The 22170-nt window shown below is 61.8% G+C and carries 26 protein-coding genes and 1 tRNA gene; 10 read left to right on the plus strand and 17 right to left on the minus strand.

Annotation, left to right across the window (positions count from 1 at the left end; all coding sequences use genetic code 11):
- Positions 1-3 precede the first annotated feature (3 nt).
- Genes SYNCC9605_RS03115 through SYNCC9605_RS03125 form a run of 3 tightly spaced genes read left to right on the plus strand, consistent with a single transcriptional unit; the run spans position 4 to position 2106 of the window.
- Positions 4-858, plus strand: a complete 855-nt coding sequence (locus SYNCC9605_RS03115; RefSeq protein WP_011363616.1) for an ABC transporter permease — start codon at positions 4-6, stop codon at positions 856-858.
- A gap of 4 nt (positions 859-862) precedes the next feature.
- Positions 863-1411, plus strand: a complete 549-nt coding sequence (locus tag SYNCC9605_RS03120) for a hypothetical protein (protein WP_011363617.1) — start codon at positions 863-865, stop codon at positions 1409-1411.
- 5 nt (positions 1412-1416) lie between these two features.
- Positions 1417-2106, plus strand: coding sequence for an N-acetylmannosamine-6-phosphate 2-epimerase (locus SYNCC9605_RS03125; protein WP_011363618.1), 690 nt, complete (start codon positions 1417-1419; stop codon positions 2104-2106).
- Here SYNCC9605_RS03125 and groL read toward each other — a convergent pair whose 3' ends face one another.
- Entirely contained in the window at positions 2107-3786 is a 1680-nt protein-coding gene (gene groL / locus SYNCC9605_RS03130; RefSeq protein WP_011363619.1) for a chaperonin GroEL, read from the minus strand.
- Positions 3787-3917: 131 nt separating this feature from the next.
- Here groL and SYNCC9605_RS14470 point away from each other — a divergent pair, with 131 nt between their 5' ends.
- Positions 3918-4094 (plus strand): hypothetical protein, encoded by a 177-nt coding sequence (locus tag SYNCC9605_RS14470; protein WP_006850012.1) that lies wholly within the window; start codon positions 3918-3920, stop codon positions 4092-4094.
- A gap of 9 nt (positions 4095-4103) precedes the next feature.
- Here SYNCC9605_RS14470 and fabG read toward each other — a convergent pair whose 3' ends face one another.
- From fabG to SYNCC9605_RS03145, 3 genes are read right to left on the minus strand one after another with little or no spacing between them, the layout of a single operon-like run.
- Entirely contained in the window at positions 4104-4856 is a 753-nt protein-coding gene (gene fabG, locus SYNCC9605_RS03135; protein WP_041435445.1) for a 3-oxoacyl-[acyl-carrier-protein] reductase, read from the minus strand.
- Between the two features lie 47 nt (positions 4857-4903).
- Positions 4904-5959: a potassium channel family protein gene (locus SYNCC9605_RS03140; RefSeq protein WP_011363621.1), complete on the minus strand. Its 1056-nt coding sequence runs from the start codon at positions 5957-5959 to the stop codon at positions 4904-4906.
- Positions 5960-5970: 11 nt separating this feature from the next.
- On the minus strand, positions 5971-6804 hold the full coding sequence (locus SYNCC9605_RS03145) for a glycosyltransferase family 9 protein (RefSeq protein WP_011363622.1): 834 nt from the start codon (positions 6802-6804) through the stop codon (positions 5971-5973).
- Between the two features lie 72 nt (positions 6805-6876).
- On the opposite strand from SYNCC9605_RS03145, the gene ispD reads away from it, so the two are divergent.
- Positions 6877-7557 (plus strand): 2-C-methyl-D-erythritol 4-phosphate cytidylyltransferase, encoded by a 681-nt coding sequence (gene ispD / locus SYNCC9605_RS03150; protein WP_041434422.1) that lies wholly within the window; start codon positions 6877-6879, stop codon positions 7555-7557.
- Here the strand turns inward: ispD and SYNCC9605_RS03155 are convergent.
- Positions 7541-8425: a S66 peptidase family protein gene (locus tag SYNCC9605_RS03155; RefSeq protein WP_011363624.1), complete on the minus strand. Its 885-nt coding sequence runs from the start codon at positions 8423-8425 to the stop codon at positions 7541-7543. The two genes, ispD and SYNCC9605_RS03155, sit on opposite strands and share 17 nt — an antisense overlap.
- Positions 8425-9318, minus strand: coding sequence for a 4-hydroxybenzoate polyprenyltransferase (locus tag SYNCC9605_RS03160; protein ID WP_041435449.1), 894 nt, complete (start codon positions 9316-9318; stop codon positions 8425-8427). Before SYNCC9605_RS03160 ends, SYNCC9605_RS03155 begins: the two co-directional genes overlap by 1 nt.
- 87 nt (positions 9319-9405) lie before the next feature.
- On the opposite strand from SYNCC9605_RS03160, the gene SYNCC9605_RS03165 reads away from it, so the two are divergent.
- Complete coding sequence (locus tag SYNCC9605_RS03165; protein WP_011363626.1) at positions 9406-11043, plus strand: Ppx/GppA phosphatase family protein; 1638 nt, start codon at positions 9406-9408, stop codon at positions 11041-11043.
- Here SYNCC9605_RS03165 and SYNCC9605_RS03170 read toward each other — a convergent pair.
- The 6 genes from SYNCC9605_RS03170 to petC all read right to left on the minus strand — a co-directional run bounded on the left by SYNCC9605_RS03170 (position 11027) and on the right by petC (position 15194).
- On the minus strand, positions 11027-11845 hold the full coding sequence (locus SYNCC9605_RS03170; protein ID WP_011363627.1) for a helix-turn-helix domain-containing protein: 819 nt from the start codon (positions 11843-11845) through the stop codon (positions 11027-11029). The genes SYNCC9605_RS03165 and SYNCC9605_RS03170 overlap by 17 nt on opposite strands.
- Positions 11846-11947: 102 nt before the next feature.
- Positions 11948-12019 (minus strand) — tRNA-Val (locus SYNCC9605_RS03175).
- Positions 12020-12044: 25 nt separating this feature from the next.
- On the minus strand, positions 12045-12806 hold the full coding sequence (gene cobM, locus SYNCC9605_RS03180) for a precorrin-4 C(11)-methyltransferase (protein WP_011363628.1): 762 nt from the start codon (positions 12804-12806) through the stop codon (positions 12045-12047).
- Entirely contained in the window at positions 12803-13681 is an 879-nt protein-coding gene (gene lgt, locus SYNCC9605_RS03185; RefSeq protein WP_011363629.1) for a prolipoprotein diacylglyceryl transferase, read from the minus strand. Before lgt ends, cobM begins: the two co-directional genes overlap by 4 nt.
- A 5-nt stretch (positions 13682-13686) precedes the next feature.
- Positions 13687-14619 (minus strand): cytochrome f, encoded by a 933-nt coding sequence (petA, locus tag SYNCC9605_RS03190; protein ID WP_041434424.1) that lies wholly within the window; start codon positions 14617-14619, stop codon positions 13687-13689.
- Positions 14620-14657: 38 nt separating this feature from the next.
- Complete coding sequence (gene petC, locus SYNCC9605_RS03195; protein WP_011363631.1) at positions 14658-15194, minus strand: cytochrome b6-f complex iron-sulfur subunit; 537 nt, start codon at positions 15192-15194, stop codon at positions 14658-14660.
- A gap of 47 nt (positions 15195-15241) precedes the next feature.
- Between petC and SYNCC9605_RS03200 the strand changes: the two genes are divergently transcribed.
- Positions 15242-15658: a DUF3067 family protein gene (locus SYNCC9605_RS03200; protein ID WP_011363632.1), complete on the plus strand. Its 417-nt coding sequence runs from the start codon at positions 15242-15244 to the stop codon at positions 15656-15658.
- On the opposite strand, the gene tatC is transcribed toward SYNCC9605_RS03200, so the two are convergent.
- Both tatC and SYNCC9605_RS03210 read right to left on the minus strand, forming a co-directional pair.
- Complete coding sequence (tatC, locus tag SYNCC9605_RS03205; protein WP_198002498.1) at positions 15639-16343, minus strand: twin-arginine translocase subunit TatC; 705 nt, start codon at positions 16341-16343, stop codon at positions 15639-15641. The genes SYNCC9605_RS03200 and tatC overlap by 20 nt on opposite strands.
- Before the next feature lie 125 nt (positions 16344-16468).
- Entirely contained in the window at positions 16469-18148 is a 1680-nt protein-coding gene (locus SYNCC9605_RS03210) for an Rqc2 family fibronectin-binding protein (protein ID WP_011363634.1), read from the minus strand.
- A gap of 86 nt (positions 18149-18234) precedes the next feature.
- Between SYNCC9605_RS03210 and gmk the strand changes: the two genes are divergently transcribed.
- The gene (gene gmk / locus SYNCC9605_RS03215) at positions 18235-18792 is read left to right on the plus strand and encodes a guanylate kinase (protein WP_011363635.1); all 558 of its coding nucleotides are present in this window, start codon (positions 18235-18237) and stop codon (positions 18790-18792) included.
- A 115-nt stretch (positions 18793-18907) separates the two neighbouring features.
- On the opposite strand, the gene psaJ is transcribed toward gmk, so the two are convergent.
- Both psaJ and SYNCC9605_RS03225 read right to left on the minus strand, forming a co-directional pair.
- Positions 18908-19024 (minus strand): photosystem I reaction center subunit IX, encoded by a 117-nt coding sequence (psaJ, locus tag SYNCC9605_RS03220; RefSeq protein WP_006850741.1) that lies wholly within the window; start codon positions 19022-19024, stop codon positions 18908-18910.
- A gap of 32 nt (positions 19025-19056) precedes the next feature.
- Positions 19057-19533, minus strand: a complete 477-nt coding sequence (locus tag SYNCC9605_RS03225) for a photosystem I reaction center subunit III (PsaF) (protein ID WP_011363636.1) — start codon at positions 19531-19533, stop codon at positions 19057-19059.
- 77 nt (positions 19534-19610) lie between these two features.
- Here SYNCC9605_RS03225 and tsaD point away from each other — a divergent pair, with 77 nt between their 5' ends.
- Positions 19611-20684: a tRNA (adenosine(37)-N6)-threonylcarbamoyltransferase complex transferase subunit TsaD gene (gene tsaD, locus SYNCC9605_RS03230; RefSeq protein WP_011363637.1), complete on the plus strand. Its 1074-nt coding sequence runs from the start codon at positions 19611-19613 to the stop codon at positions 20682-20684.
- A 42-nt stretch (positions 20685-20726) separates the two neighbouring features.
- On the plus strand, positions 20727-20903 hold the full coding sequence (locus SYNCC9605_RS03235; RefSeq protein WP_041435458.1) for a chlorophyll a/b-binding protein: 177 nt from the start codon (positions 20727-20729) through the stop codon (positions 20901-20903).
- Here the strand turns inward: SYNCC9605_RS03235 and SYNCC9605_RS03240 are convergent, their stop codons facing one another.
- A complete protein-coding gene (locus tag SYNCC9605_RS03240) occupies positions 20904-22079 on the minus strand; it encodes a type IV pilus twitching motility protein PilT (protein WP_156782966.1) in 1176 nt (391 codons plus the stop codon). It lies immediately after the preceding gene.
- Positions 22080-22170 lie beyond the last annotated feature (91 nt).

Raw genomic sequence — 22170 nt, forward strand, 5'->3', positions numbered from 1 at the left:
ACGATGACTTCCCCAACAGCATCTGTTGCCCTTCAGCAGCAGCAATCCGGAGCTTTCGCCGAGCTCAGCCAGGAGACGTTGGCCCTCACACGGCGCTTGTTTCTTCAGTTGATGCGTCGCCCTTCAACCTTGATCGCCGGGGTTCTGCAACCCCTGATCTGGTTGATTCTCTTTGGTGCACTGTTCGCCAATGCCCCTGAGGGTCTGTTGCCAGGGGGCATGAGCTACGGACGTTTTCTTGGTGCCGGAGTGATTGTCTTCACGGCCTTCAGCGGTGCTTTGAATGCCGGCCTGCCGGTGATGTTTGACCGCGAATTCGGTTTCCTCAATCGGCTGCTGGTGGCACCGCTGCGAAGCCGCAGTTCCATCGTGCTGGCGTCGGTGATCTACATCACGGCGCTGAGTCTGTTGCAGAGCCTGGCCATCATGGCCACGGCAGCTCTGCTCGGTTACGGATGGCCCGGCATCAGCGGTCTGGCCCTGGTTCTGGTGACGTTGCTGCTGCTGGTTTTTGCTGTGACGGCCCTCAGCCTCGGACTGGCCTTCGCTTTGCCGGGGCACATCGAGTTAATCGCTGTGATTTTCGTGGCCAACTTGCCGTTGCTGTTTGCCAGCACGGCCTTGGCTCCGCTGTCGTTCATGCCGACCTGGCTGGGCTGGCTTGCGGCCTTGAATCCCCTTACCTTCGCGATAGAACCCATTCGAGCCGCTTACCAGGGTCCATTGGATCTTTCGGCCGTTCTGCTGGAGGCCCCCTATGGGGATGTCACCGGCACCAGTTGCCTGCTGATCCTTCTGCTCCTCACCATCGCGCTGTTTCTTGCGATTCGGCCTCTGCTCAACCGCAAACTTTCCTGAATCCGTGCTTTCTTCTCCGTTCCAGCAGCCGTCACCCCGACAGAACGCTCTGGCCCTTCAGATCCAGGAGGCCAGAACCTCTGGTGATGAGGCCTTGCTGGTGGGTCTGATCAGTCAGTGGGTTCACCGTTACGGCTTTGAAGGAGCAGCTGAGCTTGATCTGAGCTTGCCGGAGCCTTCAGCTTCGAAGCATGGGTTCAGTTCTGCGCCGATGTCTGTCATCGAGGAAGAGATTGCTCCTGAAGACGATGTTTTGGTTGAAAACGAGGTGGTTGTTCAGGACGAGGTGGCTGCTGAGGACGAGATGGTCGTTGAAGAAGAGGTCCAGATTGTGGCTGAAGACGACCTTTTGACTGAGAGCGAGGTGATGGAGAACGGGTTGGTCGCTGAAGAAGAAACGATCGTCGAACAGGATGAGATCGCAGCTGAAGAAACGCCGCTTCAACGCAGCTTCCCTGCTGTTCCTGTGCCGGCCCCACCGATTAGCACGCCCCGTTCGCTGCGGCGTTGGCTCCCCCGCCGCGAGGATGACGCTTTCCCCAAGGCGTCCTGATCACCATGATTCCCAACCCTGAATCCCTGGATCAGGGGCTGATCGTTTCGGTGCAGGCCCCCCAGGGTTCGCCGATGCGCGATCCCGATGTGATCGCTGCCATGGCGGATGCCTCCCTGCGCAATGGGGCTGTGGGTGTGCGCTTGGAAAGCCCTGAACACATCGGTGCCGTGCGTCGGCGTTGTCAGGATGCCTTGATCATCGGCCTCTGGAAATGCACGTTCCCGGAAAGCTCGGTGTACATCACCCCGGGCTGGAAAGAAATTCAGGCTGTCTGGTCGGCGGGGGCCGACGTGATCGCGATCGATGCCACAGCCCGTCCGCGGCCTGAAGGTCAGGATTTGGCCGCGTTAATCCAGCGCAGCCGTGATGAGCTGAGGGCTCCGCTGATGGCTGATGTGGATTCGCTCGCGAATGGTGTGCGGGCAGCAGAACTGGGCTGTGACTGGGTTGGGACCACGCTCTACGGCTACACGGAAGACACCGCGCAGCAGCACCCCCCTGCGTTTGATCTGCTTCCCCAACTTCGCGCTGAGCTTCCCAGCTCGGTTCGTCTGATCTGTGAGGGGGGAATTGCTTCTCCAGCGGATGCACGTTTGGCACTACAGGCCGGAGCCGACACCGTTGTGGTGGGGACGGCGATCACTGGGGTGGATCTCCAAGTGACCGCCTATCGCCAGGGAATGGTCAGCTGATCACATCATCCCGGGCATGCCCATGCCGCCCATTCCGGGCATGCCCATGCCACCCATTCCGCCCATGCCACCCATGGGGTCTCCGTCTCCGGCGGGAGCCGGTGCAGGGGGTTCCGGCTTGTCGGCAATCACAACTTCAGTGGTGATCAGGAGAGAAGCGATCGAAATTGAATCCTGCACGGCCAAGCGCACCACCTTGGCGGCATCAACGATGCCAGCAGCCATGAGGTCTTCATAGACACCACTTAGGGCATTGAATCCCTGGCCGCTGCTGCGCATGCCCGCGATCACAACGTCACCGTTCTGACCGGCATTGGTGGCGATCTGATGAATCGGCGCCGTCAGTGCCCGCTGCACGATCTCCACGCCGGTGCGCTGGTCACCGTTCAGGGATGAAGCCAGGGCGTCAAGGCTGTCGGCGAGTTGCAGCAAGGTGCTGCCGCCTCCCGCAACGATACCCTCCTCGACGGCGGCACGGGTGGCATTCAGGGCATCCTCGATCCGCAGTTTGCGGTTCTTCAGTTCCGTTTCCGTCGGTGCACCGACCTTGATCACAGCCACGCCGCCGGCCAGTTTGGCGATCCGCTCCTGGAGCTTTTCCCTGTCGTAGTCGGATTCAGTGGCCTCCAGTTCACGTCGGATCGCGCTGACGCGCTCGCTCACTGCCTGGCGATGGTCGTCGTTGGCGACGATCGTGGTGTTCTCCTTGCTGATGGTGACGCGGCGTGCTTTGCCGAGATCCTCGAGGGTCACTTTGTCGAGGGTCATCGCCTTGTCTTCGCTGATCAGCGTTCCGCCCGTGAGGATGGCGATGTCGGCCAGGGCTGCCTTGCGACGTTCGCCGAAGGAGGGTGCGCGAACAGCGGCCACTTGCAGAACCCCACGGCTCTTGTTCATCACCAGGGTGGCCAGGGCCTCACCTTCCACTTCTTCAGAAAGGATGAGCAGGGGAGAGCCGCTCTTCTGAACGGTTTCCAGCACGGGGACAAGATCGGTGATCGTGCTGATCTTGCGGTCCGTCAGCAGGATCAGAGGATTGTCGAATTCACAGACCTGACGGTCAGCATCCGTGACGAAGTAGGGGGAGCTGTAGCCCCGGTCGAAGGCCATGCCTTCGGTGATTTCCAGTTCCGTTGCCAGAGACTTCGATTCCTCAACCGTGATCACCCCATCGGTGCTCACCTTGTCCATCGCCTCCGCAATCATCCGACCGACTTCTTCATCACCCCCGGAGCTCACGGTGGCTACCTGACGAATGGCATCGCCGGCGATGGCCTGGCTCCGCTCGCTCAGGCCCGCCACGATATGTGCAGCGGCCTTCTCCATGCCTCGGCGGAGTTCCACAGGACTCGCTCCAGCAGCGGTGTTGCGCAGACCTTCCCGCACCATGGCCTGAGCCAACACGGTTGCCGTCGTGGTGCCGTCTCCGGCTTTGTCTTTGGTCTTCGAGGCCACCTGCTGCATCAGCTTGGCGCCAAGGTTTTCGAACGGGTCGTCCAGTTCGATTTCACGGGCGATTGAGTCGCCGTCATTGACGATGTCGGGTGCGCCGAATTTCTTTTCGAGCACGACGTTGCGACCGCGCGGGCCGATCGTGACGCGCACCGCATCGGCGAGTGCATCTACACCCCGCTCGAGGGCGCTGCGGGATTCGTCAGAGAAGGAAAGGAGTTTGGCCATAGTCGCGGGCACGCCGTTGGTCACTGTCCCATAGCGATGTGGTGCTCGTGGAGAGGCGATGTGGTGGGGAAAGCCGAATGGTTGGAGGCTGCCTGGATGCCGCCCCCAAATGAACTGATTAGGGTCCGGTAATGGGTGAATCCGGAGCACTCTTCTTTGTTCTGATGGCAGGCCTGGCCGGTTCGATGGCCTTGGTTTACGTGCCCCTGCGCATCTTTCTCACCGCCACTGCCCGCAGCCGACGGTTACGCCTGCTCCAGCGCATCCGCCGCCTGCGGGATGAATTGGCGCAACCCCTTGATTCCTGATCCTGGGGCTCAGGCCATCACCATGCCGCCATCCACCTGCAGCACCTGGCCTGTGATGTAGGCCGCTGCTGGGTCGGCCGCAAGGAAGCGCACAGCGCCGGCCACCTGCTCCTGGGTGCCAAAGGTCCCCAGAGGGATGTCTTTGAGGATGGCCTCCGCATCGAGGTCTTTGGTCATGTCCGTGGCGATGAAACCCGGAGCCACGGCGTTCACGGTGATGCCACGGCTGGCAAGCTCTTTGGCGGTGCTGCGGGTGAGACCGATGACGCCGGCTTTGGCGGCGGCGTAGTTGGCCTGTCCCGCATTGCCCATCAGCCCCACGACGGAGGTGATGTTGATGATCCGACCGCTCTTCTGCTTCAGCATTGGGCGTGACACCGCTCGCGTGCAGAGGAACACACCACTCAGGTTGAGGTCGATTACCGATTGCCAATCGTCGGTTTTCATCCGCATCAGCAGGCCGTCACGGGTGATGCCGGCATTGTTGACCAGAACATCAAGACGGCCGCTGCGCTCCAACACTGTCTTGATGAGGCCATCCACCTCGGTCTCGACCGAAACACTGGCTTGCAGGGCGTAGGCCTTGCCCCCTGCCGTGGTGATGGCAGCGACCACTTCATCTGCTGCCGCGGCGGAGCTGGAGTAGTTCACAACCACTTCTGCACCCGCTTCACCCAGGGCGAGAGCGATGGCACGGCCGATGCCACGCCCTCCTCCCGTCACCAGGGCGGTCTGTCCGGCAAGAGAAGCGCTGGGAGACATGAGGGCACCGTTGATCGCAGGATCGTACGGAGCCATCGACATCCCGCTCAACCCGGCATGCTTTCAATCGTGTCGACCGCCTCACCGAGCAACCTCTGAAAGGTGGTGAGTTGGGTCTTGCTCCCCAGCACGATCAGGAGCTGCCCCGCTGCCATCTGGGTGGCGCCGCCTGGATTGGCGATCAGCTTTCCGTTGTCCCTGATCGCCAGCACAATGGCTCCACTGCGACGGCCCAGCTCAAGTTCAGACAGGCTTTTTCCTTCGATCTCCTTGAGAAGCAGGGGGTTCTGACTCAGCTGGAATTCCTCGATTTCATAGTCGGAGCCCGCCAGCAAATCCATGAAGTTGAGGGCCAGTGGTCGCAGCGCCGAAGCCGCCATCACCCGTCCACCGGCTACGTAGGGACTGACCACCACAGTGGCGCCGGCCAGCCGCAATTTAGACGCAGCCTCATCACTGTTGGCGCGGGCAATCAAGCGGCAATCCGGTCGTAAATCCTTGGCGCTGAGGATCACGTACAGATTTGAGGCATCGCTGGGTAGGGCGGCCACGAGGCTGCAGCAGCGTTCCAGACCTGCGTCCAGCAGGGTTTCATCGAGGGTTGCATCGGCCTGAAGCACCCAGAAGCCATTCTCGTCTGCCACGGCCTTTCGTTCTGGATCGGTTTCGATCACCACGAGGGGCACCGCGTCCCGTTGCAGTTGGGCTGCAATCTCCTGTCCGATCCGGCCGTAGCCGCAAAGAATCACGTGGTCGTGAAGGCCTTCCAGCATGCGGAGAAAGCGGAACTCCCGCAGTCTGCGGAAATATCCCGACTCCTTCAGCCCGAGAACGCGTTGGATGGCCAGTTGCACAACCACCAAGCCACCCACCACGATCAAGACGGTGACCAGGCGGCCTGGTGGTGAAAGCGGGGCGACTTCTCCAAAACCGATGGTGCTGATGGTGATCAGCACCATCCAGAGGCAATCGCCCCAGTCCCATCCCTCCGTGATCCGATAACCGAGGGCACCCGCGAAGATCACAGCACTGAGGGCACTGATGGGCCCCCGCCATGGGGCCGTGATCAGCTTCAGCTGTCCCCTGGCTCGGCGCCGCCTCATCGGACGTCTCCTCAGAAACCGAGAGCCGTCAGCACATCACTGCTCTGCAGCGTGGCGAGCTCCTGCGAGCGGCCGAGGCAGCGGATCTCCTGGCGCTCCGGAAGGTCTTCGGCCTCGGCTCCGAGGGCAACCAGGGGGGTGCCGCAGTAGGTCGCCAGGCGCTGGGATACCGGGCAGCTGCTGAGAACCACATCGGCATTGGCCACCAAGGCCGCCCGCTTGGTCAGGCTGAGCCCCGTTGGCAGCACCATGCTGCGCAGCGCTGGCAGGCGGCTTTTGATCGTCTCAGGCAGCTTGTGCCACTCCGCGGCAGGCCAGTCATCCCCCTGGCCGGATGGAGACAGCAGCAGAAGGGGGCCGTCACCGCTAGGCAGTGCTTCACGGGCTTCCTCAAGAGCCTCTGCCGCCAGGGGCAGGCGGAACTGATCGGCCTCGAGTTCAAGCCCCAGGGCCTGGAGAAAAGGGTTGAGACGCTGGGGCCTCCAGCCGGGGCCAAAGCTGACCTGGTCGGTGCAGGCAAATCCCTCAACGGCCAAGCGTTTGGGGATGTGGCTCATCGACAGCATCAGGTTCACCTGTTGCCCTTCAGCGAAGTTGATGCAGATCTGAAAGTCGGGTTCGCGCACGCAGCCGAGCAGGTTGGCCCAATCCGCCAGCGTGGGGTTGGCCTTGAAGCTGAATGGCACCAGCTTCTCCAGGCACGGCAGAAGCTTCCATGGGGCTGCCTGCTGGGGGTCACAGGCCACCTGCAGGGTGGCGTTGAGTTTCTGACAGGTATCGGCCAGAGCCGGTAGGCGGTCCAGCTGCTCTTCGAGCGAACCCGGGCTCAGGGCAAGAACTCGCATGCAGCGCCGCCTTCTATGGTGCGAGCTGATTGTATGGAGGTCGTTTAAGCCTGTCCGGGGCAGGAGTCGCTTGTGCATCTGTTGATTGCTGCGGCGGGAAGCGGTCGGCGTATGGGTGCGGATCGCAACAAGCTGCTGCTGCCGTTGGCCGGACGCCCCGTCATTGCCTGGACCATTGAGGCGGCCCTGCGGTCTGAGCGGATTGAATGGATCGGGATCGTTGGCCAGGAGGTTGATCGAGAGGCCATCCTTGCGGTGCTGGATGAGCCCAGCAAGCCGGTGCACTGGATCCAGGGCGGCAGCACGCGGCAGGAGTCGGTTCTGTGTGGTCTGGCCGGGTTGCCTGAGCAGGCTCGCCACGTCTTGATTCATGACGGCGCCCGTTGTCTGGCTGAACCGAAGTTGTTTGATCGCTGTGCAGCTGTGGTGGAGGACGGCACGGCGCTGATTGCTGCAACGCCGGTGAGCGACACGATCAAGCGTGTGGGATCCGACGGTGTGATTCGCGATACGCCGGATCGATCGGAGCTCTGGGCGGCGCAGACGCCGCAGGGCTTTGCTGTTGATCAGCTGCGTCGCGGCCACGCTGAGGCGGTTGCCCAGGGCTGGACGGTCACCGACGATGCGTCGTTGTATGAGCGTCTGGGTTGGCCTGTGCAGGTCTTGGATGCCGGCCCGGCCAACATCAAGGTCACCACACCGTTTGACCTCACCGTTGCGGAAGCGGTTCTCGCCCTCAGGTCAGCAGGCTGAGCCTGCCGCTCTGCCCGTCGAGGCGTGCCATCGCCCCCATGGGTAGGGCTGCGTTGCCGGATCGGTGACCAACGGGCAGGTCCATCACTCTGGGAATGCCGAGATCGGCCGTGCGTTCTTCAAGAACCTGCTCAAGGTTGAAGCATTCGGAGGCGTCTCTGGTTTCGTCGGCGCATCCCTCGAAATTGCCAAACGCCAGACCCGCCAACCCCTGCAAACTGCCATTCAGCCTCCATTGAGTGAGCATCCGATCAAGGCGGTAGGGGGCTTCGCCCACGTCCTCCAGCACCAGAACGGCTCCTTTGAGGGGGGGCACGAAAGGGCTGCCCAACAGGTGGGTGGCCACGGTCAGATTGGCCACAAGCAGAGGACCGCTCCCCACACCGCCGCCGCCACTACGACCTTGCAGGTCAGGGACGGCGTTGCCGAAGAGCAGGTTGCGCAAACGGTCACGGCTCCAATGCGGCTCCTCCGCAAGCGTTGTGAGCAAGGGGCCATGGATGCCCCCTGCGAACCCTGCTGCCTGGCGGGCCCAGAGCAGAGCTGTCACGTCGGAAAAGCCCAGCAGCCAGCCGCTCTGCCAGCGGATGGGCTGCTCCAGCAGTCGAGCAGCCCCCCATCCACCGCGGGCACAGGCCAGCAGGGCTGCGGGTTCGGCCGGATGCAGATCGGCATGGCGCGTGTCATCGCCCCCAGCGAAGTAGCCCCAACGTCGGCTGGCCAAGGTCTGGGGCTGAACATCGAGGCCCCAGCTCTGCAGAACCGCAATGCCCTCCTGCAGCTTGATGTCGTCCTGCAGGGCTGAGCTGGCGGCCACACAGGCCACACGGTCTCCAGTTTTGAGCGGTGGAGCCGGGGTGATCCGCATCAGGCTCCCCATCCCCTGGCCAGAACTAGGCCGAGCCAGAGCAGCGTTCCCGCCTGCACTTGCTGGGCAAAATGCTTCCCGTAGGTGCTCATGGGTGCATCCTGTTGGTTCAACGGGTTGCAGCTGAGCTGCATGAAGACGGTGGCAAGCAACCAGAGAAGCCAGAACGGAGCCGGGATCTGAGCCGACCAGGCCGCCATGGCAAGGGTGATGGCTGTCACGAGGTAGCAGCCCCGCACCACAGGCACCACACTGGATCCGAGGCTCAGGGCGCTGCTGCGCAGGCCGAGGCTTGCATCGTCACGTCGGTCGGCCATGGCATAGACGGTGTCGAAGCCGAAGGTCCACACCACGGTTGCCACCCAACTGCACACCAGGACAGGACTCCAGCTCAAGGAGGCCGTTGCAGCGGCCCATGGGATCAGCACTGCGAAGCCCCAGCACAGCGCCAAGATCACCTGGGGGAAGGCGAACCACCGCTTTGCTGATGGATAGCCGAGGATCGGCAGCACGGCCGTGCAGGCCAAGGCGAGACAGAGCCTGAGGCTGTCGGCTGGAAGACTCAGCACGACAGCCAGGCTGAGGCCCAACAGGGTCAGCAGCAGAGCGAAGGCTGGGCCTCGCTGCAGAGCACCCCGGGCTAGAGGCCGACGTTTTGTGCGTTCCACCTTGCCGTCGAAGCGCTGGTCCCAGAGATCATTGGCGATGCAACCCGCTCCGCTCACCGCCAGCCCCCCCAGCAGAATCTGCAGGATCAGCACAAGACTGGGGGGAGCGGTTGGATTCAGCCAGAGGGCCCAGCCTGCTGGGATCAGCAGGATCAGCCGGCCGGTGGGTTTGTTCCAGCGGAGCAGTTCGATCCAGGGCTGAAGACGGGCAGAGCTGCTGATCACAATCAACGGGATTTGAAGAACCCTAGTCAGGGTCTGATGGCCCCGGCCATCAGTGGCAGAGTGGATTTCATTGCCGCTCTGACGTTGATGCTGGATGCCAAGGCCCCAGCCCAGCCAACGGAACAGACCAACGGTGTGCCTCAGGCAGTGAACGCCGATCTGCGTCGGATCGCCGCCATCGATATCGGGACCAATTCCTTTCACCTTCTAGTGGCAGCCGTTGATCCGAAACTGCGCACGTTTCGGATCATCCAGGCCGAAAAGGCCACCACGCGTCTGGGGGAGCGTGATCCTGAGACCGGTGAGCTGACCGAGGCGGCGATGCAACGGGGGCTGGAAACCCTTCGCCAGTTCCGAGATCTCGCCGCCAGTCACCGGGTTGAGCAGATCGTCACAGCGGCAACGAGTGCCGTTCGGGAAGCACCCAATGGTCGCGATTTCCTCCAGACCATCCTTGACGATCTGGGGATGGAGGTGGATTTGGTCAGTGGCCCTGAGGAGGCCCGGCTGATCTACCTGGGCGTCCTCTCAGGAATGCCGTTTGGAGATCGTCCGCATCTTCTGCTCGACATCGGCGGTGGCTCCACGGAACTGATCCTGGCCGATGGTCGTGATGCCCGCGCCCTGACCAGCACCCGTGTGGGGGCTGTGCGACTTCAGCGGGACTTTGTTCGGGATGATCCGATGCCCCCCCAACGGCGATCGTTCCTGCGGGCCTTCATTCAGGGGTCTCTTGAACCTGCGGTCGACAAAGTCCGTCGCAGGATTAAACCCGGTGAAATCCCAGTTTTGGTGGCCACCAGTGGCACAGCGATGGCCATTGGCTCCCTTGCCGCGAGTGAGGAGGAGCGCCCACCCCGCAAATTGCATGGCTACCGCGTCACACGGCAGTGCCTGGACAAGGTGGTTGATCGGTTGATCACGATGACCCCTGCTCAGCGACGGGAGTTGGCGTCCATCAATGATCGTCGGGCCGAAATCATTGTTCCCGGCGCGCTGATCCTGCAAACCACCATGAAGATGCTGGGGGTGGAGGATTTCGTGCTCAGTGAGCGGGCGCTCAGGGAGGGTCTGATCGTTGATTGGATGCTTCGTCAGGGTCTTCTGGAAGACCGCTTCAGCTTTCAAAGCAGCATCAGGCAACGCACCGTGATCCATCAGGTGCAGCGCTTTGCGGTGAACCAGAGCAGGGCTGAACGGGTCGCCAGCCATGCCCTCAGCCTCTACGACGCCACGCGAGGCGTGATGCATGACGACAGTGGCGAAGGGCGCGAACTGCTTTGGGCTGCAGCCATGCTCCATTCCTGTGGCCAGCACATCAACATCAGCGCTTACCACAAGCACACCTGGTACTTGATTCGTCATGGTGAGCTGCTGGGTTATTCCGAGGCGGAGCATCTGATGGTGGCGGCGATTGCTCGCTATCACCGCCGCAGCCTGCCGAAGAAACGCCATGAGTCCTGGCAGCTTGTGGCCACCCGAGACAACCGCCGTTGTGTTCAGCAGATGGCCCTGCTGCTGCGCTTGGCCGCGGCATTGGATCGCAGGCCTGAGCCTGTGATCTCAGCACTGCGCATTCACGCGGTGAATGGAACTCTGGATCTGGAGATCGTCCCTGAGCGGATCAATCAGAACGTCAGCCTTGAACAGTGGAGCTTGGAGAGCTGCGCTGAGGTGGTGAAAGAGGCGGTCGGGGTGGAGCTGCGCGTCAGCGTTCAGGGTTGAGGGGGATCCAGCGGATGTCATTAACAGCGCCCAGGGTTCGTGTCTCGGCGTTGGGTGAACTCAGCTGAACCAGATCAGGCCGGCCGGCGTAGATCTCCACCAGTTCAGGATTCTCAACCCTGCGTTCGCCGTTCAGGAGTCCTTCGAATTCCACAATTCCCTCACGCCGTAAGGCGATCCAGCTGGGTTCCCTGCTGCTGATTGTGAGCCCCAGTTCTGCAGTCGGTGGCGCCGGAACGATGAGGGCATCGCTTTCATCTGAAACCTCGGCCACCTCGAGATTGGCTTCGCTTGGCTCGAGATTGGCTTCGCTTGGCTCGAGATTGGCTTCGCTTGGCTCGAGGGTTGGATTGGCAGGTCTCAAGCTCTGGGCGAAGCGTTTGAACTCGGAGGCGTTGCTCCACACAACAAACCCAAGCCCAGCAAGCCCGGCGAGGGCCACAAGGGGAAGCGGATTGACTGCTCTCTGGAGTTGTGGAGTGATGCCCCGCGTTGTTGCCCTGGGATCTGGCCGTTTGGGCTCGCTGGTGTTGAGCGGGCCGAGGGCCTGAACCATGGCATCAGCATCCAAACCCAGGTGGGAGCTGAGCCGGCGCACCATGGCCTTGATGAACACGGGTTCAGGCAGTTCGGCTTGATCGCCGCGTTCCAGTGCCGCCAGTTGCTCTTCGCCCATGTGCATCTGGCTGGCGAGCTGGTTCTGGGTCAGGCCCGCCGCAGCTCGTGCTTCGGCCAATTGTCGTCCTGCTTCGACCAGCCCCGTGGCTTTGCCTTGGTCGTCCACAAGACTCGGCTCGTTCATCAATGGGTAGGTCGACCTAATTCAGGTCTGAACCTAAGCCCATTCCACAGTGCAGTCAGCACTTGGTGAACACTGTGTGTGGCTAAATGCCACCAAAAAACATGGGCGATACTGGATTCGAACCAGTGACCCCTTCCGTGTGAAGGAAGTGCGCTACCACTGTGCTAATCGCCCGCACAAATCGATCTTAAACCACTGCCTATTGGGCCATCGGACGGAAGAGATGGTCATGGTCAGGCGAGTAAAGACGTGAGCGCTGAGGACCACCGGCGAGGGCCGGACTCACCACGTAGAGCGTTGTTCGAATCAGATTGCGTTCCCGGCTAACAGCAGCCATCTCCCTGAGAGGGACCACGGTCAGCATCTGATCGGGCCAGCTCACTCGATGTCCGATGGCGACGGGCGTGTCGGCGGGGTAGTGCTGCAGAAGAGTGGTTTGCACCTCTTCAACGTGTCGTGCACTTAGATAGATGCAAAGGCTGGCGCGCAGGGCTGCCAGCCGATCCAGCTGTTCCCGTTCCGGCACGCCGGTGCGACCTCCAGCGCGACTGAGAACAATGGTCTGCACCACGCCTGGAAGGGTGAGTTCGCTGGCAAGTCCGGCGGCTGCTGCTTGATAAGCGCTGATCCCAGGGATCACTTCCACAGGGATTTCGGCGTCACTCAAGGCGCAGATCTGCTCGTTAATGGCGCTGTAGAGCGCCGTGTCTCCGTCATGGAGCCGCACCACCCGTTTGCCTTGGCGCTGTCGATCGATCAGCAACGGGATCAGGTCTTCGAGCGTGGTCGTGCTGGTACGGATCCTTTCGCAAGAAGCCGGAGCCAGATCTGCGATGGCAGGACAGACCAGGGAATCCGTCCAGACCAGCACATCGGCCTTGTTCAGACGTTCAGCCGCGCGAAGGGTGAGCAGGTCTGGAGCACCCGGGCCTGCTCCGACGAAACTGACAACGTGACTCAACTGCGTTGGCCTGATGGATCAGGCAAGGGTTGCTTTCGTCCGTATAGCCACCAAAGCCCGATCATGCCCAGCGCCACCAAGGTGCAACTCATCAACTGTGCAATGCGGATTCCCCCATCGCATGCCGGTGGAAGCGATCCGATGCAGAGGGGATCAATGCGCAGACCTTCGATCCAGACGCGGCCGAGGCTGTACCCCACCAAATACACACAACTCATGGCCCCAGATGGGAGCATCCCTGGAGCTTTCAGTCCGCGGCGAAAGAGCAGCACCAGCAGTCCGAAGAGCAGCAGGTTCCAGATCGATTCGTAGAGGAACGTCGGGTGGAAGAACTCCAATGTGCCGTAGATCACCGGGCGGCTCTGCGCCTGGATGAACAGCTTCCACGGCAGATCCGTTGGAACCCCGAAGGCCTCTGAATTGAAGAAATTCCCCCAGCGCCCGATGGCCTGCCCCAAGGCCACGGAAGGAACCAGAACATCCAGCACATCCCAGAAGGGTTGCCGGCGCCAGCGGCAGAACAGGATCAGCGTGAGTGTTCCCGCCAGCAGAGCACCGTGGATGGCAATGCCTCCTTCCCAGATCGCCAGGGCCTTGAGCGGGTGGGAGGCGTAGTTGTGCCATTCGAAGGCCACGTAGTAGATACGTGCTCCGATGACGGCGAACAGCACGAGCAATGGCAGCAGGTCGCTGATCAGGCCGTTTTCCAGCTGTCGCAGCTTGGCCAGGCGGCTGGAGAGGTTCAGTCCAATCAACACGGCTGTTGCAATGAGCAGCCCGTACCAACGGAGAGGAAGGAACCAGTTTTCGGTATGAGGCAAAAATTCCCCTGGCGACTGGAAGGTCGCCAGGGGAAACAGGGCTTCAACAGCCATAGCGATCAGACGCCCTCAGCTGCCTGAACTTTTTCGATCTGCCTCTTCTTCAGAACCAGCATGATCTGAGCCAAAGCCACAGCCGCGAAGAAGGCGAGCAAGCCATAGATCCGAACGGGGTTCTGAAGAACGATCTCTGCGTCGACCTGGCCGAAGCCGCCCACGTTGGGGTCGTTGGTCAGGGCAGTACCAGCTTCGATGCTGTCGCCAACGCTGACCAGAACCTCAGGTCCCACAGGAATGGTCTCGCTCACGCTGCTGCCGTCAGCAGCCTTGATGCTGACCACGCTCGCGCCGTTGTCGCCGGGTTCGATCGAGGCAATGGTGCCGCTGGCAGGAGCAGTGTAAATAGTGTTGTTGCTTTTATCGCCGGTGGGATACACCTGGCCACGGCCGCGGTTGCCACCCACGTGGATTTGGTATTTGCCGAAGTGGATGTTGCTGTCGGTGGCGGGATCAGGAGAGAGAACAGGGAAGACGATCTCTTGGTGCTCGTCACCAGGAATTGGTCCCACCAGCAGGATGTTGGGCTGCTCGTCGCTGTACTGGGTGAAGTAAACCCCTTCGGTCTCTTCCTTGATCTCGTCGGTCCAGCGGTCCTGAGGAGCCAGGGTGAATCCGTCAGGAAGCATCACAACAGCGCCCACCTGAAGACCCACATCGCTGCCGTCAGCACCGATCTCCTGGAGACCGTTCTCATAGGGAACCCTCACGCTGGCGGTGAAGACGCTGTCGGGGAGGACCGATTGAGGAACTTCAGCCTGGGTGAGCTTTTTGGCCAGGTGGCAGTTGGCGCAAACAATCTTGCCGGTGGCTTCCCGGGGGCTGTCGTAGTTCTGTTGAGCCCAGAAGGGGTAGGCCCAGCTTGCAGCTGGGGCAATCAGCAGAGCCAGTCCGATGACCAGTGATCCAAGGAAAAGCGAAAGGTGACGACGCATGGGACGGTGAGGGGATGCAGGCGTAGGGAAGGGAAAAATCAGGCCCACCAGGGCTTATCACCAGTTCGGAAGTCGGTCTCGGTCCACTGGCTTACGAACACGTTGTCGTTCTCCACGCTGACGTTGGCCAGGGCCAGAGAGAGAGGGGCAGGGCCACGAACCACCTTGCCGGTGGAGTCGTACTGACTGCCATGGCAAGGACACATGAACTTGTTAGCACCGCTGTTCCAGGGAACGACGCAACCGAGGTGGGTGCAGATGGCGTTGATGCCATAGCTGCCGATGGCGTCCTCGCCTTCGACGATCAGATAGGTGGGATCACCCTTGAGGCCCTGTACAAGGCTGCGATCGCCCTCGGGGTGGCTGGAGAGCCAACCGCTGGCTGTGATGGGATTGCCCAGCTCATCTTTGGCACTGGTCCCACCGCCGCTGCCGGCGGCCTTGGGGGGAATGAAGTAGTTGGCCACCGGGTAGAGGGCTCCCAGGGCGACACCAGTGACGGAGCCGAACGTCAGCAGATTCATGAACTGCCGACGACCCATTCCGGGCACATCGCTCGAGGAAAGTTGGGTCATGGCGGACGTTCATCCAGCTCGGAATGACATTCATTATGGATGCTTAAGTGCCTGTCAAGCTTTGCAACGACTGGTGTCTTCCTGTCCCTGCCTCTTCTGCTTCTGTGCTTGAAATCGCCAAGCCCGTGCCCGAGCCGCCGCTCAGTGTCGATGAGGTGATCGCCTGTTTACGCCAGCGCTGGCGGGCGACTTACGACCTACAGCTGGTGGTTCGACGCCGTCGTTTATACCTCCAGGTGATGTGGGCCTATCTCGAGCAACAGTCGTTTCCGATGGACCTTGAGGCCTATCGCCAGCATCTCGGTGAAGTGCTGGATGTTGTGAATCGTCTTGGTTTGGCGGGTGAAGTGCGCCAATGGCTGGGTTCCACCCGTGATAAACCCCGTCTCGGCAAGGCGTTGAGTCTTCCGCTTGAGGCGACGGGGCCGGAGGCGGAAACGCTGATCAAAGAGTTTCTGGTCTGAAGGATTCGGTCAGGGCCACCAGGCCGACTCCGATCAGGAACAGTGCCGTGATGGCTCCAGCCAGCAGCAACATCGTGATCGGATCGGTGGATGGCGTCAGCACAGCGCCAGCCAGGGCTGAGCCCAACACAACCCAGCGCCAGGCCCCAAGCATCGGCCTCCAGCGCACCAGCCCCAGGGCCCCGAGGAGCAGCTGCAGCACGGGGAGCTGAAATGCCAGCCCGGTGGCCAGCATCAGCAGCAGAACAAAATCCAGGTAGCGCTCGATCGACCAGAGCGGCTCCACCACATCGGCGCCGTAACTCACCAGAAAACGCAGGGCGGCTGGAACTAAGGCCCACCAGGCAAAGGCCAGGCCCGTCATGAACAGCACTGCGGAGCCGGCGACGGCAGGGGCAATCAGGCGTCGTTCGCGGATCGTCAGGCCCGGCAGCACGAAGGCCAGGATCTGGAACAGCACGTAGGGCAGGGCCAGGGTGAGGCCGGCGTAGCCGGCCACCTTCAGCGAGACGAACAGAAACTCACCCGGCGCGAGTTGAAGAAAATGAATTCCGCTGGCTGGCGCTTCCAGCAGGCGCACCAGCGGTTTAACCCCCAGCAGGCAGGTCAGCGCTGCAACGACAACGGCCAGCAAGCTGCGCAGAACCCGTTGACGCAGTTCCTCAAGGTGATCCACCAGAGGCATCTCCACCTCATTGGGTAGATCGGCATCGCCAGGTGGCCTCCCAATGCGAATGGGTGGTGGTGGTTGCAGAGCTGGGGGACCTTCGGGGCGCTCAGACACGGACGCGGGTCGGGCGGCGCAACAGGTCAGCCCGAATGTGGGCTCAGGCTAGGGGCAAGCAGCCGCTCTTCCGCGCCCTGGGGATCCCCCCAGCGGATTTCAGCCTGACCATGGCGCACGGTGCCCGGGCCGGCACCAGGAATGCGCTGCAGCTGATCGGTGGGCACCATCACAACCGCCACCCGCGTGTTGCCCCGAGCGCGGCTGAAATAGGCCGCCAGATCCGTTGCCATCGACAGGTCGGATTCCTCGGCCAACCCGTTGGAACTCTTCAGCACCACATGGCTTCCTGGGCATTCCTGGGCGTGAAACCAGAGGTCACCACTGCGGGCTTGCCGCAGCGAGATCCAATCGTTCTGGCGGTGGTTCCGCCCCACCTGCACCTTGAGACCTCCCGGAGTGGTCAGTTCCAGCGGCTTGGGCTGGTCCCGTTGACGCTGCTGTCGCGTGGAGCGACGGCGTTCCTTGGGCTGCAACAGCTCATCGAGTTCCTCCCGCAGATCATTCAGGGCGGAGAGGCGCGCCGAGCCGTCCTGCCAGGTCGCGCTCAGTTGATCCTCGATGAAGGTTTCGCTCTCACTGATCAGCTCAAGACGTTGCTGATGGTGCTCTAGCCGCTGCTCGAGGATCGGGCGCGATCTCCGCAGTTTTTTGGCCCGGCGATAGAGCGACTGGGCTTCATCGACCTGGTCGCGGCTTGGATTGCCAAGGCAGAGGAGAGCGTCCGCCTGGCGTTGAAGGGCCCCGTGCCCGTCAGTGGCGCTCAGGCGCTGGTGTTGGTCTTCCTGGGCGGACTGTTCTTTGCTGCGCCACCGCTCCAAGCGTTGACGCAGGTCATGGCTGACCCGTGCCAGGGCCCGTTGCTCTTGGCAGTGCTGGTGCAGGGATCCCAGCGTGAGCGCCAGAGCGGGTTGTGGATGCACCTCGCCACGGGGAGATCCCCAGACCCGGTAACGACCATCGTTCTCCACCACGAGGGCGAACTGCTCACGTTCGAGCTGGTCTAACCAGAGAGACCAGCGCTCAAAGAGATGGTTCCAGTGGCGTGCATCCAGGCTGTCCACCGGGGTATTCACGTGGTCACCGGCGAGCTGTAGAGCCAGGGCTGGGCTGATCCCCTGATAGGTCTGCTGCAGGGCCTTGCGCAGGGGGATCGGAACGAGAGAAAGCCGCTCCCTCCAGCGTTCAAAGCCCTCCGTTCGATCTGGTGCCAACCCCTGCAGCATCGGCGGTGGGCTGTAGGAATCACCGGTGGACAGAGGGCGCACGCGGGACTGATGGTCCCGGACCTGTCGCCCCAGGGCAATGATCCGGCGCTGCTCATCGAGCAGCAGCAGGTTGCTGTGCCGTCCCATCAGCTCCAGCACGAGAACCCGCTGGATCGGTTCCCCAGGGCGTTGGGCAAACCGGAATTCCACCACCCGTTCAAAGCCGCTTTGGTGGAGCTCTACCAGAGCCAGTTGGCGGAGGCTGTGTTGCAACTGTTGGGCGAAGGTGCTGCCGCTGCCGCTGCGCGGGGGAGGGTTGACCTCCACCAGCCGAGGTGCGTCGGCTTGCCAGCTCAGTTCCAGCCACACCATCCCCTCGAGGCTGCGGCATCCCAGTTGAATCGTTGCCGGGCCCGGTTGTTGGGCCTTCTCGAAGCGGCTGGGCAACAGCTTCGGGCGCAGATCCCAGAGCACCGCGCGAAGCGTGGTGAGATCCATTGGCTGCAGGCTGGTGGAAGCGTTCACCTGGAGCACCGAGCGGGGCAATGGGGCTTCCTACTCTGCTGACCCACGCAGACGCCGCGATGTCCACCAGTGGAAAGCTCACCTTGATCACCGGCCCCAGTGGCGTCGGCAAGGGAACCCTGGTGAACCAGCTGCTGGAACGGCATCCCCAGATCTGGCTGTCGGTGTCGGCCACCACCCGTTCGCCGCGCCAGGGGGAGCAGGACGGCATCAACTACTTCTTCCACAGCCGTGCGGGGTTTGAGGCCTTGGTGGAGCAGGGAGGTTTTCTTGAGTGGGCGGAATTTGCGGGGAATTGCTACGGCACCCCCCGAGGTCCCGTTGAGCAACAGATGGCGGCGGGGCGCCCCGTGCTGCTGGAGATTGAGCTTGAAGGTGCCCGTCAGGTGCGTCGCAGTTTTCCGGACGGTTTTCAGATTTTTCTGGCTCCCCCCAGCTTTGATGAGTTGGAGCGCCGGATTCGGGGGCGCGGAACCGATTCAGAGGACGCCATTCAGCGCCGCCTGACTCGCGCTCGCGAAGAACTCGAGGCCCAACAGGAATTCGACGCTGTCGTGATCAATGACGATCTCGAATCAGCGTTGAACCAGGTGGAGACCCTGATGGGGCTGGGATGACGCGGAGCTGAGCTTCGCAACACCGATCGACGCAACATTGATCGTCGGCAAGGTGGTGCAGTCACAAAAAAAAGGGAACGCGAGGTTCCCTTGACTCTTAAAGTTCACCCCAGATTCACATCGGGTGGAAGAGGAGATCTGGGAAGAAGCGGTTCCACTCGATCAGGATTCCTGCGGTGGCGGTGAACCAGATGGCTGCAACCACTGGAGCTGCGGTCAGAAACTTGTTCATTGTTGAGGGAGCAATGGTTGAAGTCGTCGGAATCAGCGTGGTGAAACGGTCACCTTGCTGTCGTCTTCGAGCAGCTTGCCGCTGGTGAATTCACCGAAAGCAGCCAGAGGCCAGGTGGCAGCAGCCAGAAGGCTCTTGATGGCGATGCTGCGATCGATAAAGATTTCGTATTGGGCAGCATTCTTGCCGCGAGTTGCTTTCAAGTACTCACGACCAGCCCAGCCGATGCAGCCGGCGACGTACAGGAACATGATCCCGGGATAGACAAAATCACCGGCATGGCTCCAGCGGCCATCGACGATCAGGTGGGGAAGGCCATCGTCACCACAGGAGGCCTGGCTGTACATCTCGAAGCGAGCTTTGGCCTGAGGCGTGGTGGCAGCGGCAGCACGTTGCTGGAAGCGGGCACTTTCTGAGCAGGGTGTGAGGCCAGCCACATCCGCCTTGGCGACGGGGGCGAAGCCGAACACCAGGAGTGCTGAAAGCACGACGGCGAAGAGACGACGCATCGGAACAATTCCTCTGAACGGTGCCCCGAAAGGGCAAGATGTCACAAGTTGGACAGTAGGGGAGGCGCATCGCTTCGATGCATGCAGTGCTTGCCCTCGAAACAAGTTGTGACGAGTCCGCTGCAGCGGTCCTGCGCCGTCACGCTGATGGGCGAATCGACGTTCTGGCCTCGCGGATTGCATCTCAGGTTGAGGAGCATGCCCGTTGGGGTGGTGTGGTGCCCGAAATCGCTTCGCGCCGCCACGTTGAGGCCCTGCCGGGGCTGGTGGAGGCCGTGGTTGACGAGGCGGGCGTCACTCTGGGGCAGCTGGATGCCATCGCGGCCACGATCACTCCAGGTCTGGCAGGGGCTCTGATGGTGGCCTCGGTGACCGGCCGAACCCTTGCCGCGCTGCATCAGCGCCCCTTCCTCGGCGTTCATCATCTGGAGGGCCATCTGGCCTCTGTGATGCTTGGAGATGTTCCACAGCAAGCTCCTTATCTGGTGTTGCTGGTGAGTGGGGGCCACACCGAGCTGATTCTTGTGGCTGAGGACGGCGGGATGACGCGGCTCGGCCGAAGCCATGACGATGCCGCTGGAGAGGCTTTCGACAAGGTGGCCCGCCTGCTCGGTTTGGGATATCCCGGGGGTCCTGCCATCCAGGCTGTAGCCGAAACGGGTGATGCAACGCGCTTTCGCCTGCCCAAGGGGCGGATTTCATTGCCGGGCGGCGGTTTTCACCCCTACGACTTTTCCTTCAGTGGTCTGAAGACCGCCATGCTCCGCACCGTGGAAACCCTGCGGCAAACCACCGATTCGCTGCCTCTTGCCGACCTGGCCGCCAGTTTCGAACAGGTGGTGGCCGATGTTCTGGTGCAGCGCAGCCTTCGCTGTGCCGCAGACCATGGTGTTCAGCAACTGGTGATGGTCGGCGGTGTCGCCGCGAACCGTCGCTTGCGTCAAAGCATGCTCGAACAGGGAAATCAGCGGGGCATAGCGGTTTCCATCGCTCCGCTGGCCTTCTGCACCGACAACGCCGCCATGATCGGAGCTGCGGCCTTGATGCGTCTGGGCCAGAACGCCGCTTGCACCTCTTTTGAATCAGGCGTTGCAGCCCGCTGGCCTCTGGATCAGGCCAATGCGCTTTACACACCGGACCCACCCTTTTAGGAAAGCCTTTTAGGCTTGGACGCACTGTTCGGTCTCTGCGTCGTGGTCCAACCGGAAACCAGATCAGATGCTCCAGAGCCCGTTGAGGCTGATGAGCTGAACGCCTGGAAGCGTGGCTTCACCCCACAGGCCGAAATCTGGAATGGCCGTCTGGCGATGATCGGCCTCTCCGCAGGGATCGCTGTTGTGTTGTTGGTGCGTGTGTTCAGCGGTGGCTGATCAGCTTCGGCCCCGCAGGGCCTGAGCCAGCTCGTTGGGCTTGAGGCTGGCGGCCACCGCTTGATCGCCGTCAATGCGATCCGCCTCCACCAGGGCCAGCAGCGATTGATTTGTGGTCACCATCCCATCGAATCCGCTGCGTTCCATGATTTCCTCCACCTCATCGAGAGCCCCCCGCTGGATGTAGTCCTTGCAGGCATCGGTGCTGATCAGGATGTCGTGATACGCAGCCCGTTTTCCATCTGTTGTCTTGATCAAGCCCTGGGCGATCACCCCCAACAGCGACTCGGACAACGAACGGCGAACAGTCTCCTGCTCTTCAGGCGGATACATGCCGAGGACCCGTTCCATGGTTTTCACCGCTGAATTGGTGTGCAGGGTCCCGAACACCAGGTGGCCGGTCTGGGCCGCTTCAAGGGCCGTGGAGAGGGTTTCCTGATCCCGGATTTCGCCCACCAGAATCACATCGGGATCCTCCCGCAGGGCGGCCCTCAGGGCGTTGTGGAACTTGAGAGTGTGCAACCCCACTTCCAGGTGCCGGATGAGGGATCTGCGGCTCTCATGCACGAACTCGACGGGATCCTTGATCGTGAGGATGTGGCGTGCCTCATTGCGGTTGATCCAATCGATCATCGCCGCCAGGGTTGTGCTCTTGCCGGACCCTGTCGGTCCGGTGACCAGGATCAGTCCCTTCGGCCGGGCCGCGAGGCTCTGCAGCACGCTGGGGAGATGCAGCTGCTCCATGGTGAGGATCGTCTGCGGAATGAGGCGCAGCACCATGGCCGGGCCCCGCAGGGAATCCATCAGGTTGATGCGCACGCGCACGAAGCGGAAGGCATGGGAGCCGTCAAATTCCTTGTCGCGGTTGAAGCCATCGATCTGCTGTGGCGTCAGGATTTCCTGGAGCCATCCCTGAAAGACCTCGGCGCGGGTGACCGGCCATTCCGTGCCCTGCATGTCTCCCCGGGCCCGGTAGCGCGGGACTTTCCCCACTCCGAGGTGGACATCGGAATGGCCGGCATCATGGGCGATGCGCACGATGTCCTCGAGGCTTGGAGAGCCAGAGCCATCCGCAGCGGCCCTGGGCCCTGGGTTGTGAACCTCCCGAGATCGACCTGAACTTTGGCCGGAGGTTGGGCGCGGCGGGAAGCTGGGGGGAAAAACCGGCTGAGCCACGTTGATGGCGAGTGATCTGTCTTCAGGATCGTCTCGATGCTGGAACTGACAAGGATTTCTCACTGTTCTCTCCGGGTTGACGCCCGTAAAC

Source organism: Synechococcus sp. CC9605 (assembly GCF_000012625.1).
Classification (GTDB): Bacteria; Cyanobacteriota; Cyanobacteriia; order PCC-6307; family Cyanobiaceae; genus Parasynechococcus.

Bases quoted from the DNA above. Each gene is read 5' to 3' on its own strand.
- tsaD (WP_011363637.1), top strand. From the start codon at position 19,611: ATGCATGCAGTGCTTGCCCTCGAAACAAGTTGTGACGAGTCCGCTGCA.
- SYNCC9605_RS03145 (WP_011363622.1), bottom strand. From the start codon at position 6,804: ATGCGAGTTCTTGCCCTGAGCCCGGGTTCGCTCGAAGAGCAGCTGGAC.
- groL (WP_011363619.1), bottom strand. From the start codon at position 3,786: ATGGCCAAACTCCTTTCCTTCTCTGACGAATCCCGCAGCGCCCTCGAG.
- SYNCC9605_RS03155 (WP_011363624.1), bottom strand. From the start codon at position 8,425: ATGCGGATCACCCCGGCTCCACCGCTCAAAACTGGAGACCGTGTGGCC.
- gmk (WP_011363635.1), top strand. From the start codon at position 18,235: ATGTCCACCAGTGGAAAGCTCACCTTGATCACCGGCCCCAGTGGCGTC.
- petA (WP_041434424.1), bottom strand. From the start codon at position 14,619: ATGCGTCGTCACCTTTCGCTTTTCCTTGGATCACTGGTCATCGGACTG.
- SYNCC9605_RS03140 (WP_011363621.1), bottom strand. From the start codon at position 5,959: ATGAGGCGGCGCCGAGCCAGGGGACAGCTGAAGCTGATCACGGCCCCA.
- petC (WP_011363631.1), bottom strand. From the start codon at position 15,194: ATGACCCAACTTTCCTCGAGCGATGTGCCCGGAATGGGTCGTCGGCAG.
- SYNCC9605_RS03115 (WP_011363616.1), top strand. From the start codon at position 4: ATGACTTCCCCAACAGCATCTGTTGCCCTTCAGCAGCAGCAATCCGGA.
- SYNCC9605_RS03125 (WP_011363618.1), top strand. From the start codon at position 1,417: ATGATTCCCAACCCTGAATCCCTGGATCAGGGGCTGATCGTTTCGGTG.
- SYNCC9605_RS03165 (WP_011363626.1), top strand. From the start codon at position 9,406: ATGCTGGATGCCAAGGCCCCAGCCCAGCCAACGGAACAGACCAACGGT.
- fabG (WP_041435445.1), bottom strand. From the start codon at position 4,856: ATGTCTCCCAGCGCTTCTCTTGCCGGACAGACCGCCCTGGTGACGGGA.
- tatC (WP_198002498.1), bottom strand. From the start codon at position 16,343: ATGCCTCTGGTGGATCACCTTGAGGAACTGCGTCAACGGGTTCTGCGC.
- SYNCC9605_RS03170 (WP_011363627.1), bottom strand. From the start codon at position 11,845: ATGAACGAGCCGAGTCTTGTGGACGACCAAGGCAAAGCCACGGGGCTG.
- lgt (WP_011363629.1), bottom strand. From the start codon at position 13,681: ATGGCTGTTGAAGCCCTGTTTCCCCTGGCGACCTTCCAGTCGCCAGGG.
- SYNCC9605_RS03210 (WP_011363634.1), bottom strand. From the start codon at position 18,148: ATGGATCTCACCACGCTTCGCGCGGTGCTCTGGGATCTGCGCCCGAAG.
- SYNCC9605_RS14470 (WP_006850012.1), top strand. From the start codon at position 3,918: ATGGGTGAATCCGGAGCACTCTTCTTTGTTCTGATGGCAGGCCTGGCC.
- SYNCC9605_RS03225 (WP_011363636.1), bottom strand. From the start codon at position 19,533: ATGCGTCGTCTCTTCGCCGTCGTGCTTTCAGCACTCCTGGTGTTCGGC.
- psaJ (WP_006850741.1), bottom strand. From the start codon at position 19,024: ATGAACAAGTTTCTGACCGCAGCTCCAGTGGTTGCAGCCATCTGGTTC.